This window comes from Labrys sp. Lb11 (assembly GCF_057554225.1).
Window position 1 is genome coordinate 741,386 of sequence record NZ_BAAJOT010000003.1, and the last position, 12,996, is coordinate 754,381.

A 12,996-nucleotide genomic window follows, 5' to 3' on the forward strand; every position below is an offset into this window, starting at 1 on the left:
ATCCGATGCGAGGAACCGTGCCCGACACTTCACCCCAGATCCACATCGATCCCGCGCTCGTGGAACGCTATGTGCTCGACCTCGCGCGCTTCGGCGCCGTCGGCGAGACCGGCGTGTCGCGCACGGTCTACTCGCCCGAATGGGTCGCGGCGACCGATTGCTACGCCGCCTGGTGCGCCGAGGCCGGCCTCGGCGTGCACCGCGACGCCGTCGGCAATGTCTGGGGGCGGCTGCAGGGCAGCGAACCCGGCCCGTCGATCGCCTCCGGCTCGCATATCGACTCGCAGACGCCGGGCGGGCGCTACGACGGCGCGCTCGGAGCCCTGGCCGCGCTGATCGCGCTCAGGGCGCTGCGCGAGCAGTGCGGCCAGCCCCGGCGCACGCTCGAGGCGGTGGCCTTCTGCGAGGAGGAGTCCAGCCGCTTTCCCAATGCCAATTACTGGGGCTCGCGCGCCGTCACCGGCCGCATCGGCCCCGACGATCCCGAGCGCGTCGTCGCCTTCTCCGGCGAGACCATCGCCGAGGCCATGCGCGCGGTCGGGCTCGACCCCGCCCGCATCGGCGAGGCCCGGCGCGACGACATCGACAGCTTCGTCGAGCTGCATATCGAGCAGGGTCCGATCCTCGAGCAGGCCGGCCTGCCGGTGGCGGTCGTCGACGCCATCACCGGCATTCGTCACTACCGCGCCGAGATCCGCGGCACCCAGAACCATGCCGGCGCCTTCCCGATGGATATCCGCCATGATCCGATGGCCGGCTTCGCCGAGATCGCGTCCGGCATCATCAACACAGCCCATCGCATCGGCCGGCCGGCGGTGACCACGGTCGGGCGGGCCGTGGTCGAGCCCAACTTCCCCGGCATCATCCCCGCCCGGGTCGAATTCACCATCGATGCCCGCCATCCCGACGCCGCGGCGCGCCGCCGCCTCTACGCCATGCATGAGGGCCTGATGCGCGAGGTCGCCGACCGGCGCGGCCTGGGCATCGACTGGCAGGTGATGATCGACCACGAGCCGGCGCCCTCCGATCCGCGGATCGTCGCCACGCTGCAGCGGGCGGCGCGCGAGCAGGGCGTGCCGGCCATGACCATGGCCAGCGGCGCCGGCCACGATTCCCAGCAGATGGCGGCCATCGCCAGGGTGGCGATGATCTTCGTGCGCTCCAAGGACGGACGCAGCCACACGCCGGACGAGTTCTCGTCGGTCGAGGACATCGTCGCCGGCATCCGCGTGCTCGCAGCCGGGCTGCACGCCCTCGCCTACTGACCGACAGCCTGAGGAGGATCGCCATGCAGAGCAGAGACCTGGCCGGATATGGCCGCAACCCGCCCGATCCGAAATGGCCGGGCGGCGCCCGCCTCGCCGTGCAGTTCGTCATCAACTACGAGGAGGGCGGCGAGCATTCGGTGCTGCACGGCGACCGCCACTCCGAGGCCTTCCTCACCGAGGAACCGACGCCGGCCTTCGCCAACATCCGCAACGTCAATGTCGAGTCGCAGTACGAGTATGGCAGCCGCGTCGGCTGGTGGCGGTTGCATCGCCTGTTCACGGAGCGGCGCCTGCCGGTGACGGTGTTCGGCATCGCCGCCGCCCTGCAGAAGAGCCCGGAGGCGGTCGCGGCCATGAAGGAGTCCGGCTTCGAGATCGCCAGCCACGGCCTGCGCTGGATCCAGTATGCCGAGATGCCGGCCGAACAGGAGGCGGAGCACATCGCCGAGGCCATCCGCATCCACACCGAAGTGACGGGATCGCGGCCGACCGGCTGGTACACCGGCCGGATGAGCGTCAACACCCGCCGGCTGGTCGTCGCAGCCGGGGGCTTTGCCTATGACGCCGATTCCTTCGCCGACGACCTGCCCTATTGGGTCGACGTCGACGGCCACGACCATCTCGTCGTGCCCTACACGCTCGACAACAATGACGGGCGCTACGTCAACACCTATGGCTACCAGTCGCCGAGCTTCTCCGCCTACCTGATCCAGGCCTTCGACTTCCTGCGGCGCGAGGGCGCGCGCCAGCCGCGCATGATGAGCATCGGCCTGCACACCCGCCTCGTCGGCCGGCCGGGCCGGGCCGCCGATCTCGAGCGTTTCCTCGACCATGTCGCCGCGGCCGACGACGTCTGGGTGACGCGCCGCATCGACATCGCCGACCACTGGCGGCGGGTGCATCCGCCGAAGCGGGACTGACGCCGTGGCGGTCCCCGCATCCGCGCCGGGCGCGCTGCTGGTCACCGGCGCGTCCGGCTTCGTCGGCGGCGCCTTCGCGGCCGCCATGCGCCGCGCCGGCCGCACGGTCCTCGCCCTCGACCGGCAGGCCGATGCGGCAGCCGGGGTGCTGGCCTGCGATCTCGGCGACGCCGGCCGCCTGCGCACCCTGGCCGACGGCGTCGCGATCGCCGCCATCGTCCATTGCGGCGGCATCTCGGGACCGATGCTGGCGCGCGACCGGCCGGCGCTGGTGGCGCAGACCAATATCGGCGGCACGCTCGACCTGCTGGAGCTGGCGCGCGAGCGGTCCATCCCCCGCTTCGTCTTCTGCTCCTCCGGCAGCGTCTATGGCCGGACGCAGCCCGAGACGGCGCTCGACGAGGAACGGCCGCTGCATCCGACCTCGGTCTATGCCGCGACCAAGGTGGCCGGCGAGGCGCTGGTCGAGGCCTATGCCCGCAGCTTCGGCTTCACCGGCGTCAGCCTGCGCATCGCCGCCGTGTACGGGCCCGGACGCCGCACGGCCTGCCTCGTCCGCGACATGGTCGCATCGGCGCTGGCGGGCCGCCTACTCGTCGTGCCGCACGGCCGCGACGAGCGTTACCACCACATCCATGTCGACGATGTGGTGACGGCGCTGGCGGCGGCCGTGTCCGCCGCGATGCCGCGCCGTCCCGCCTATGCGATCGCCGGCGACGACGGCCGCACGCTCGGCGCGATCGCCGATCTCGTGCGCTCGATCGTGCCCGGCGCCGCCATCGCGGTCGAGCCCGGCGAGGATCCGCTCGGCGATCCGCAGGGCCCCTGGCGCATCGCGGCCGCGGCTGCGGACCTCGGCTGGCGGCCGGCCGTTTCCCTCCGCGAGGGGATCGCGCGCTACGCGGCGTGGCTGGCGGCCCAGGATCAAAAATCCTGAAGGATCGGGATCAAATCAATTCGATTGTATGAAGTGTCGGGGAATTCGATGCTGCAGCCGCAAAAGACCGGTCCGGACGGACGAACAGGTCTGAACCGCGATCCGGCACGGGCATCGCAAGGCGCCGAGAAGCGTCCGGCCCGGCCATGACCAGGCATGCCGGGGCGATCCCGCGAACGGGACGCCCGGCGTTCAGAAGGGAACTCTCATGACGACCAACGCAAAGATCCTGAGGACGGCGGCCTTGCTCGGCGGGCTGGCCATGGCCGCGTCGCTGGCGCTCGGCGGCCCCGCGGCGGCGCTCGACCTCGACGCCCTCGCCAAGCGCATCGCCGAGCACCAGAAGCTGCCGGAATTCCAGCCGCCGGGCGCCGCCTTCGATGCCCGTGCCTGCATGAAGGGCAAGAAGGCGATGGTGGTGCCTTTCTCCAGCGCCGTGGAGTTCACCGGCGGCGTCGCCGGCCGCATGGCCGAGATCGCCAAGGAAATCGGGTTCCAGTACGACCACTACCAGACCCAGGGCCAGCCCTCGCAATGGATCCAGGGCATCAACCAGGCCATTGCCCAGAAATACGACCTCGTCGACGTCTTGATGTCCGATCCGCGCGTGCTGGTGCCCCAGGCCGTGCAGGCCGACCAGGCCGGCGTGAAGATCGTCGCCGCCCACGCCGCCGGCTTCGACACCCAGCCGCCGAAGCCCTTCCTCGAAGTGCCGATCGACTATGGCCAGGCCGGCGAGCTGATGGCGAGCTGGGCCGTCGCCAAGACCGGGGGCAAGGCCAACATCCTCGCTATCGTCGCCGAGGATTCCTTCTCCGCCAACTCGCTGATCAACGGCATCAAGCGCGTCACCGACACCTGCCCGGACTGCAAGGTGAAGTACGTCAACGTCCCCGTGACCGACTGGGCGACGCGCATGCAGTCGACCGTGCAGTCGGCGCTGCTGCGCGACCGCTCGATCAACTACATCCTGCCGATCTATGACGGCATGGCCCAGTTCGTGGTGCCGGCGGTCGAGCTGACCCAGTCGGCGGACCGCGTGAAGATCGCCACCTTCAACGGCAGCCCCTACGTGCTGCAACTGGTGCAGCAGGGCCGCGTCGAGATGGATATCGGCGAAAGCATCGACTGGGTCGCCCACGCCATCGTCGACGCCGAGATGCGCCTGGTCTGCGGCCTGCCGCCGGTCAAGGATCCGAAGGTGCCCCTCTACATCTTCGACAAGACCAATGCCGAGAGCGCCGGCGTGCCGCCCAAGATCTCGACCGGCTACGGCGACGCCTACCTCGCCGGCTATCGCAAGCTCTGGGGCCTGCCGTGACCGCGGCCGGCCGGGACGCGGGCGCCGCGGCGCCCGCCCCCAACCTGCGCATCGAGGGCCTGAGCAAGGCCTTCGGCGGGGCGAAGGCGCTGGACGGCGTCGACCTCGCCATCGCTCCGGGCGAAATCCACGGCCTGCTCGGCCACAACGGTTCGGGCAAGTCGACCTTGATCAAGATCCTGTCGGGCGTGCACGCGCCCGACGCCGGGCGCGTCTGGATCGGTGGCCGCGAACTGCCGATGCCGCTGCCGCCGGGCGACTTCAACAGATACGGCATCGCCGTCGTCCACCAGGCCCTCGGCCTGGTGCCGTCCCTGTCGGTGGTGGAGAACCTGTTCGTGCACCGGCTGGTGCGTGCCGCCAACCCGCTGATCCGCTGGGGCAAGGCCCGCGCCGAGGCGGCCGCGCTGTTTGCCGAGCACGGACTGGCGATCGATCCGGACATGCCGGTGGCGGATCTGCCGCCGGTCGAGCGGGCGCTGCTGGCGATCATCCGCGCCTTCCACGAAATCCGCGAGACCGCCGGCCGCGGCGGCCTGCTCATCCTGGACGAGCCGACGCCGTTCCTGTCGCAGGACGACGTGCACAAGCTCTTCGCCCTGGTGCGCAAGGTCGCCGAGCGCGGCACCAGCGTCATCTTCGTCTCGCACGACATCGACGAGGTCATGGAACTGACCGAGCGGGCCACGGTGCTGCGCAATGGCCGCGTCGCCGCCAGCCTCGTCACGAAGCAGGCCGGCAAGGCCGAGTTCGTCACCGCCATCGTCGGCCGCAGCCTCGACCTCAGCCGGCCGCCGCCGCGGCACCGCGGCTTCGATCCCGCCGTGACGATCGAGGGCCTTGCCGGCGGCGGGCTCGAATCGTTCGACCTGACGGTCGGCCGCGGCGAGGTCGTCGGCCTCACCGGCCTGATCGGCTCGGGCTACGACCGGGTGCCCTATCTCGTCTATGGCGCCGAGCCGGCGGCCGGCGGGCGGATCATGCTGGACGGGCATGCTGTCGCCATCTCCCGCCTCGATCCGGCAGCGGCGCTGCGCCTCGGCATGGTGCTGGTGCCCGCCGACCGCCAGGGTGCGGCGGTGATCGACAGCCTGCCGGTTGCGGAGAACGTGGCGCTGCCGATGTTCGGCCGCACCCTGCCGCATCTCGGCGTCACCGCCGGCCGCATCCGCCGCCTCGGCTCGGCGCTGGCCGAGCGCTTCGACGTGCGCCCGCGCGACCCCGACATTCCGGTGCGCGGCCTCTCCGGCGGCAACCAGCAGAAGGTCGTCCTGGCCAAGTGGCTGCAGACCGAGCCGCGGCTGATCCTGCTCGACGAACCGACCCAGGGCGTCGATGTCGGAGCGCGACACCAGGTCTACGCCCTGGTCCGCGCCGCGGCCGAACGGGGCGCCTCCATCCTGTGCGCCAGCTCCGACCATGAACAGCTCGAGACGATCTGCGACCGTGTCCTGGTGTTCAGCCGCGGCCGCGTCGTCGCCAGCCTCGCGGGCGAGGCCATCTCCAAGAAAGCCATCACCGAGCGCTGCCTCACCAGTCTCGACAGCAGCCTCGCCGTCCCCATCCCGTCGAGCCAGGAAACCAGCCATGAGTGAGGCAGCCGGCATGACCGCAACGGGCACCGACAAGACGCTGGCCAGGCCAGGGCGCCGGCCCCTCCTCGTCCAGATCGAGCGCTTCGCCCTGCTCATGGCCTGGCTCGCCATCATCGCCATCTTCGGCTGGCTGGCCCCCGACGCCTTCCTGACCTGGCCCAACTTCTCCACCATCTTCGGCTCGCAGGCCGTACTGGTGATCCTGACGCTGGGCCTGATCGTGCCGCTGACCGCCGGCGACATCGACCTCTCCGTGGCGCAGGTGCTGACCCTCTCCTCCATGGTCATCGCCGTGCTCAATGTCGGCCATGGCTGGCCGCTCGGCTGGACGATCGCCGCGGCACTGGCGATCGGCGTCGCCACCGGCCTGCTCAACGCCTTCTTCACGCTCTATTTCCGCATCCATTCGCTGATCGTGACGCTGGGGACCGGAACCTTCCTGCACGGCCTCACGCTCTGGATCAGCGAGTCCCGCACCATCGGCGGCATCGACTGGTCGCTGGTCAACGCCGTGATCCTGACGCGCCTGTTCGGCATCCCCCTCGCCTTCTACTATGCCCTGGTCCTCGCCCTCCTGCTCGTCTACGCGTCCGAGTTCACCTCGCTCGGCCGCAAGGCGCTGTTCGTCGGCCGCGGCCGCGAGGTGGCGCGGCTCTCCGGTATCCCGGTGACGCGCATGCGCCTGACCTGCTTCGTCGTCTCGGGCGTGCTCGCAGCGGTCGCCGGCGTGCTCTATGCCGGCACCTCCGGCTCCGCCGACCCGAACTCGGGCACGCAGCTGATGCTGCCGGCCTTCGCCGCCGCCTTCCTCGGCGCCACTTCGATCACGCCGGGCCGCTTCAACCCGATCGGCTCGATGATCGCGGTCTATCTCCTGGTGACCGGGATCACGGGCCTGTCCATCCTCGGCATCGACACCTTCGTGCAGGACCTCTTCTACGGCGGCGCCCTGGTGCTGGCGGTGGCCCTGTCGCAGTTGGTGCGCGGCCGCGAGGAATCGCTGACCTGAGGGAGGAGACGCCATGCCGCGCCTCGCCGGCCGGATCGCACTCGTCGTCGGCGCCGCCAGCGGCATCGGCCGCGCCGTCTGCCGGGCCTTCGCCGCCGAAGGCGCCGCCGTGATCGTCGCCGACATCGGCGAGGCCGCGGACAGGACGGCCCTGGCGGCGGAGATCGTCGTGGGCGGCGGGCAGGCTCTCGCCTGCCGCTGCGACGTGCGCGTCGAGGACGAGGTCCGCGACGCCGTCGAGACGGCGCTGCAGCGGTTCGGTCGCCTCGACATCCTGGTCAACAATGCCGGTATCGGCCTGCCGATGCGCGACTTCACCGGGATCGACTGGGCCGACTGGCAGCGCGTTCTCGACATCAACCTGCGCGGGGTCGCCTATGGCATGCGCCACGGCCTGCCGCCGATGCTGGCGCAGGGCTATGGTCGCATCGTCAACACCGCCTCCCAGCTCGCCCACAAGCCGGCCGCCGGCGCGGCGGCCTACAGCGCCTCGAAGGCGGCGATCGTGGCGCTCACCGCCGCCGTCGCGCAGGAGGTGGCCGCCGCCGGCGTGGCGGTCAACTGCGTCTGCCCTGGACCGACCGACACCGCGGCCTGGCGGGCCAGCGACGCCGGCTGGCGCGCCTGGAAGGAGCAGCAATTGCCGATCCGCCGCATCGCCCACCCCGAGGAGATCGCGCCCGCCTATGTCTACCTCGCCTCCGAGGAGGCGAGCTTCATGGTCGGCCAGAGCATCTCGCCGAACGGCGGCGACGTCGCCTGGTAACGGCGCAGGACCGCTCCTTCGGGGTGTGGTTCGAGAATGGATGCTCCACATCGAGTTCGTGCGCGCATCCTGTGGGAGAGACGCGCTCCCTCGCCGAAAATGTCCCGAAGCCTGCGTCTTCCCTCTCCCCGGGCAAGTCGGACGTATCCGGCTTGCCTTCAAAGGCGTCGATCTCGTGAACACCCGAGATCGACGGGGAGGGATAGAGGATGAAGGGCCTGCAGGATAAGGCGCGCCCTGCGCCAACGCCCTCGGCTCCGGCGCAATGGGGAGGCGGGCGAACCCGCCTCCCCGGCCTCAGGCCGCCGCGCCCTTGGCCAGGTCCATCGCCTGCCGCTCGAACAGGCCGCGATAGACGCCGCGGTCGCGCCGCACCAGCGCGTGATGGTCGCCCTCCTCGATGATCCGGCCCCGGTCGAACACCAGGATCCGGTCCATCGCCCGCACCGTCGACAGGCGGTGGGCGATGACGATGGTGGTGCGGCCGACCATCAGCCGCTCCATCGCCTCCTGGATCAGCGCCTCCGACTCCGAGTCCAGGCTCGAGGTGGCCTCGTCCAGGATCAGGATCGGCGCATCGGCCAGGAAGGCCCGGGCCAGGGCGATGCGCTGGCGCTCGCCGCCCGACAGCTTGACGCCCCGCTCGCCGACCAGGGTGGCGTAGCCGTTCGGCAGCCGCGCCACGAAGTCGTGCGCATTGGCCAGCCGGGCGGCGCGCTCGATCTCGGTCCGCGAGGCGCCCGGCCGGCCATAGGCGATGTTCTCGGCCAGCGAGCGGTGGAACAGGATCGGCTCCTGCTGCACGATCGCGATCTGCGAGCGCAGGCTCGCCTGCGTCGCCGCGGCGATGTCCTGCCCGTCGATGGTGATCCGCCCGCCGGTGACGTCGTAGAGCCGCTGCACCAGCTTGACGAAGGTCGTCTTGCCCGAGCCCGAGCGGCCGACGAGGCCGACCTTCTCGCCTGCCCGGATCGTCACCGAGAAGTCGCGATAGAGCGGATCGTGATGACCGCCATAGTGGAAGGTCACGCCCTCGAAGGCGATCCGGCCCTGCTCGACCACGATCGGCTCGGCGCCCGGCCTGTCGGCGACTCCGAAGGGCAGGTCATGCATGGCCACCAGTTCCTCCATCTCGTTCACCGAGCGCTGGAGGTTGTGGATGTGCATGCCGACATCGCGCAGATAGCCCTGCACCACGGTGTAGGCGGTGAGGACGAAGGCGATGTCGCCGGCGCCGACATGACCCTGCATCCAGAGCCAGAGCGCGCCGCCGAGCAGCGCCGCCCGCAGCACCAGCAGCGCCACGCCCTGGCCCGTGCCCGCATTGGTGCCGCGCAGCCAGGCGCGCCGCGTGCGTCCGCGCCATTTGGCCAGCACCCGCGCGATCCGCTCATCCTCGCGCTGCTCGGCGCCGAAGGCCTTGACCACGGCGTTGCACGACACGGCATCGGCCAGCGCGCCGCCGAGCCGCGTGTCCCAGCTGTTGGCCAGGCGCGCCGCCGGTGCGACGAAGTTGAGCGACAGCACCACGGTCAGCACCACGAAGGCAATCGATCCGATCAGGATGATCAGGCCGAGCGAGGGCCAGCGCAGGCCCAGCACCACCGTCGTGCCGAGCAGCACCACCAGCGAGGGCAGCAGCGCGGTCAGCACCGTGTCGTGCAGCGCGTCGAGCGCCCACATGCCGCGCGTCACCTTGCGCACGGTCGAGCCGGCGAAGTTGTTGGCATGCCAGTCGGTCGAGAAGCGCTGCAGCCGGGCGAAGGCCTCGGCCGCCACGTCGTTCATGGTCTTCAGCGTCATCAGCGTCACGCCGACGAAGCTGAGGTGCCGGAACACCACGGCGCCGAGGCCGAGCGCCAGCATGCTGCCGAGCGCCCACAGCGCGGCCGTCACCGCGCCGTCGCGGTCCGTCGCCCCGGCTGCGACCGCATCGACGAGATGCCCGGCGAACACCGGGATCAGCACGTCGGCCAGGGTCGAGGCCATGACGAACAGCACCACCGCGACCACGCGCGGCACTTGTCGGCCCCAATGGGCAAAGGTGAAGCGGAGCACGGCCACGAATGGATTGGCCCGCCCCGAAACGGGGAGATGAGACATGATTTCGATCCGGCGTCGCTGAGACGGCCGGCTCCGGAATTGAGGAGCGACGAGCCGCGCGCAGGCGCCGATGCCGTCACTCGAATGATGGATGAAAATGAAACGTCCGGCTGGGCGGTCCTCAGGCGGGCCGCGCGGGAACTAGGCCCGTGGTCGCATCGGGAACGCGGAGGTGATGAAGCTGTTCGATGCCATGCATTCCCTCCCTGGTTCCGAGGTTGAGCCGAAGACGAGGCGTCAAACTATCCGGCGTCGCCTTTGTTGACAAGATGTCGCGCCGACAAGGCTCCGGATGATGCAATTCCGCAACAGACGGGCCCTCGCGCCGACCGCTGACCCGGCCCCGGGCCAGACGGCGGCGCGGGCGCTCAACTGACGATGACGGCAATCATGATCGCGGCGAAAGCAAGGATGGTGACCGTGCCGACGATGATCGCCACCACGGCCTGGGCCGAAATATAGGTTCCGGCGACACCGCCGAGCACGCCGGGCCAGACGCTGCCGCCCTTGCCTTCCGCCAGCGGATAGCCGCAGCCGGGGCAGGCAAAGGCCTTGTCCGAGACCTTGCCGTCGCACTCGGGACATGTGGTCAGCGCCATCTCAATCTCCTGTCCCGATGATGAACTCGACACGGCGGTTCTTCTGCCGCCCATCCGGATCGTCGCTGCCGTCGGCGCGCCGGTTCGCCGCCACGGGCGCGGATTCGCCCTTGCCCGCGGTCGTCATCCGGCGTGCGCTCACGCCGAGCCGCCGCAGCCAGTCGCGGACGGACAGCGCCCGGCGCTCGGAGAGCGCCAGGTTGTAGGCGTCGCTGCCCATGGCATCGGTATGGCCGACGACGCCCACCGGCGCCTTCGGCATGGCGAGGAGCACACCGGCCAGTTGCGACAGCACGGGGCGGGCATCGGCGCGGATCTCCGACTTGTCGAAGTCGAACAGCACGTCACTCGGCAGGTTCACGAGGATGCGGTCGCCGTCCTGCCGCGCGCCGAGGGCGGTGAGCATGCTCTCGGTCTTCGCCCGCTCCTGCGAAGCCACGCCCTTCAGGACGAAGGACGAGGGCCCCGCCGTCAGCCTCGCCTCGCTTGCCTTCGGACGCTCCGCGAAGCGTGACGCCGGAAAATCGACCGGCTCGAACCGGGACGGCCGCTCGCCCGCCGGTCCGCTGCCGATCGTGAGCGTGTAGGCCGATGCAGACCCGGGCAGGGCGAGGCAGAGCGCCAGCACCGTCCCCCGCATCACTGCTTCAGTTCCAGCGGCACGCTCACCCCGGGCGCGCTGGTGTCATTGCCCGGATTGCCGGCGTTGAAGACGAGCGTCACCTTCGTGGCCTCGGCGGGAACGACGCCGGGAAAAACCAGATCGCCCTCCATCGTCTGGCCGTTCTGGATCCGCATCCACTTGTTGTCGCGGATCTGCCGCAGATGCAGCCGCTGCTCCTCACCCTCCCCCCAGGCGAGATAGGCGTTCTCGTCATCGTTCAGGTTGACACTGTTGGTCGCGTGGCTGTCGAAGCTCGCCAGGAGCCGCACGGTCGTCGCGTCCTCGCCGACCGTCACCGATTTCACCTGAACGGTCAGGCCGACGGGCACGCTGACCTGGCCGCCGGCGATCGTGAAACTGCGTTCCTCGGCGGAGGCAGCACAGGACAGAAGAAGCCCCAAAGCGACCAGAGTTGTTTTCAGCATCCCATCCCCTCTGAAGACAAAGAATATGCCTTCACTATAGGGATCTTGAACCGGAAGTGGAACATTCACCTGAGAGCACGGTCAAGGCTCTGATTGAACTGTGTTTTTCAATTTGCGCAACTATTTTCCGCGGCAGACACTCGCCACCGCGGGAAGACAGCTCCACGGGGATTGCCGCTCGCATCCGGCTGCGATTGGCATGGAGGGCCGGGGGCAGGCCAAACGACAGGGCCCCTCCCCGCGCCCGGCGAGGAGGGGCCCTGCCCCGGTCGTGCGAAGGGGACGCCCCCTTACATGTTCACCGCGATCTTGGCTCGCGCCACGTTCGGGATCTCGATGTCGATCTCCAGCGTCGACACGGCCGGGCCCCGGCTCATCGTGACCTGGACCTTGTCGCTGTCGACCGCGACATGCTTGGCGACCACGGCGAGGATCTCCTCGCGCAGGATGTTGAGCAGGTCGGGCCGGCTGCCCGTGGCGGTGCGCTCATGGGCGAGCAGGATCTGCAGGCGCTCGCGCGCCATCGGGGCCGATTTGCGCCTGTTGAAGAAATTGAGCACGTTCACGCCACCCTCCGTCCGAACAGGCCCGAGAAGAAGCGCCGGCGGTCGCTGGGGACCGTCATTTCCACCTTGTCGCCTTTCAGACGCCGGACGGCGTCGCAATAGGCCCGAGCCGGTGCGCTGGAGGGGTCGGACAGCGTGACCGGCGTCCCCATGTTCGAAGCGCGCAGCACTTCCGGGCTTTCGGGAATGATGCCGACGAGCGGGATCGACAGGATCTCGACCACGTCCTCGGTCTTGAGCATCTCGCCGCGCCCGGCCCGGACGGAGTCGTAGCGGGTCAGCAGGAGATGCTTTTCCATCTGCTCGCCGCGCTCGGCCCGCTCGGTCTTGCTGTCGAGCAGCCCGATGATGCGGTCGCTGTCGCGCACCGACGAGACTTCCGGGTTGGTCACCACGACGGCGACGTCGGCATGGCGCATCGCCAGTGTGGCGCCGCGCTCGATGCCGGCGGGCGAGTCGCAGATGATCCAGTCGAAGCGCTCGCGCAGTTCGCCGATGACGCGGGCGACGCCTTCGGCGGTCAGCGCGTCCTTGTCGCGGGTCTGCGAGGCCGGCAGGAGGTGCATGTTGTCGAGGCGCTTGTCGCGGATCAGCGCCTGCGGCAGCTTTGCGTCGCCCTGCACCACGTTGATCAGGTCGTAGACGACCCGCCGCTCGGCACCGAGCACGAGATCGAGGTTGCGCAGGCCGACGTCGAAATCGACGACGACGACGTTTTCTCCACCCTGCGCCAGAGCGGCGCCGAGCGCGGCCGTCGAGGTGGTCTTGCCAACCCCGCCCTTGCCCGATGTCACGACCATGACCTTGGCCATCGGCTTCCCCT

13 protein-coding genes are annotated in these 12,996 nt (G+C 69.8%); 7 read left to right on the forward strand and 6 right to left on the reverse strand.

Translation table 11 applies throughout. The features are described 5' to 3' along the window. Positions 1 to 5: 5 nt before the first annotated feature. From AC27L4_RS13195 to AC27L4_RS13225, 7 genes are all read left to right on the forward strand, one after another. Positions 6 to 1,265 carry a hydantoinase/carbamoylase family amidase gene (locus tag AC27L4_RS13195; RefSeq protein WP_487142641.1) on the forward strand — a complete coding sequence of 420 codons (1,260 nt, stop codon included), beginning with the start codon at positions 6 to 8 and terminating at the stop codon, positions 1,263 to 1,265. A 23-nt stretch (positions 1,266 to 1,288) separates the two neighbouring features. Continuing rightward, a complete protein-coding gene (gene puuE, locus AC27L4_RS13200; RefSeq protein ID WP_487142643.1) occupies positions 1,289 to 2,188 on the forward strand; it encodes an allantoinase PuuE in 900 nt (299 codons plus the stop codon). Between the two features lie 4 nt (positions 2,189 to 2,192). Next, entirely contained in the window at positions 2,193 to 3,125 is a 933-nt protein-coding gene (locus tag AC27L4_RS13205; protein ID WP_487142644.1) for an NAD-dependent epimerase/dehydratase family protein, read from the forward strand. Positions 3,126 to 3,333: 208 nt separating this feature from the next. After that, positions 3,334 to 4,446 carry a sugar ABC transporter substrate-binding protein gene (locus AC27L4_RS13210; RefSeq protein WP_487142645.1) on the forward strand — a complete coding sequence of 371 codons (1,113 nt, stop codon included), beginning with the start codon at positions 3,334 to 3,336 and terminating at the stop codon, positions 4,444 to 4,446. Further along, complete coding sequence (locus AC27L4_RS13215; RefSeq protein WP_487142646.1) at positions 4,443 to 6,041, forward strand: sugar ABC transporter ATP-binding protein; 1,599 nt, start codon at positions 4,443 to 4,445, stop codon at positions 6,039 to 6,041. The genes AC27L4_RS13210 and AC27L4_RS13215 overlap by 4 nt, the downstream gene beginning before the upstream one ends. Beyond that, on the forward strand, positions 6,034 to 7,050 hold the full coding sequence (locus AC27L4_RS13220; protein ID WP_487142648.1) for an ABC transporter permease: 1,017 nt from the start codon (positions 6,034 to 6,036) through the stop codon (positions 7,048 to 7,050). Before AC27L4_RS13215 ends, AC27L4_RS13220 begins: the two co-directional genes overlap by 8 nt. A 13-nt stretch (positions 7,051 to 7,063) precedes the next feature. Further along, complete coding sequence (locus AC27L4_RS13225) at positions 7,064 to 7,816, forward strand: SDR family NAD(P)-dependent oxidoreductase (protein WP_487142650.1); 753 nt, start codon at positions 7,064 to 7,066, stop codon at positions 7,814 to 7,816. 297 nt (positions 7,817 to 8,113) lie between these two features. Here AC27L4_RS13225 and AC27L4_RS13230 read toward each other — a convergent pair whose 3' ends face one another. The 6 genes from AC27L4_RS13230 to minD form a co-directional block, all read right to left on the reverse strand. Further along, positions 8,114 to 9,919, reverse strand: a complete 1,806-nt coding sequence (locus AC27L4_RS13230; protein WP_487142651.1) for an ABC transporter ATP-binding protein — start codon at positions 9,917 to 9,919, stop codon at positions 8,114 to 8,116. 368 nt (positions 9,920 to 10,287) lie between these two features. Then, positions 10,288 to 10,518 (reverse strand): hypothetical protein, encoded by a 231-nt coding sequence (locus AC27L4_RS13235; protein ID WP_487142653.1) that lies wholly within the window; start codon positions 10,516 to 10,518, stop codon positions 10,288 to 10,290. Between the two features lies 1 nt (position 10,519). Beyond that, positions 10,520 to 11,158, reverse strand: coding sequence for an OmpA family protein (locus AC27L4_RS13240; RefSeq protein ID WP_487142654.1), 639 nt, complete (start codon positions 11,156 to 11,158; stop codon positions 10,520 to 10,522). Then, positions 11,158 to 11,607 carry a hypothetical protein gene (locus tag AC27L4_RS13245; RefSeq protein WP_487142655.1) on the reverse strand — a complete coding sequence of 150 codons (450 nt, stop codon included), beginning with the start codon at positions 11,605 to 11,607 and terminating at the stop codon, positions 11,158 to 11,160. Before AC27L4_RS13245 ends, AC27L4_RS13240 begins: the two co-directional genes overlap by 1 nt. 290 nt (positions 11,608 to 11,897) lie before the next feature. Further along, positions 11,898 to 12,173 carry a cell division topological specificity factor MinE gene (gene minE, locus AC27L4_RS13250; protein ID WP_487142656.1) on the reverse strand — a complete coding sequence of 92 codons (276 nt, stop codon included), beginning with the start codon at positions 12,171 to 12,173 and terminating at the stop codon, positions 11,898 to 11,900. Further along, complete coding sequence (gene minD / locus AC27L4_RS13255) at positions 12,170 to 12,985, reverse strand: septum site-determining protein MinD (RefSeq protein ID WP_487142657.1); 816 nt, start codon at positions 12,983 to 12,985, stop codon at positions 12,170 to 12,172. The genes minE and minD overlap by 4 nt, the downstream gene beginning before the upstream one ends. Positions 12,986 to 12,996 lie beyond the last annotated feature (11 nt).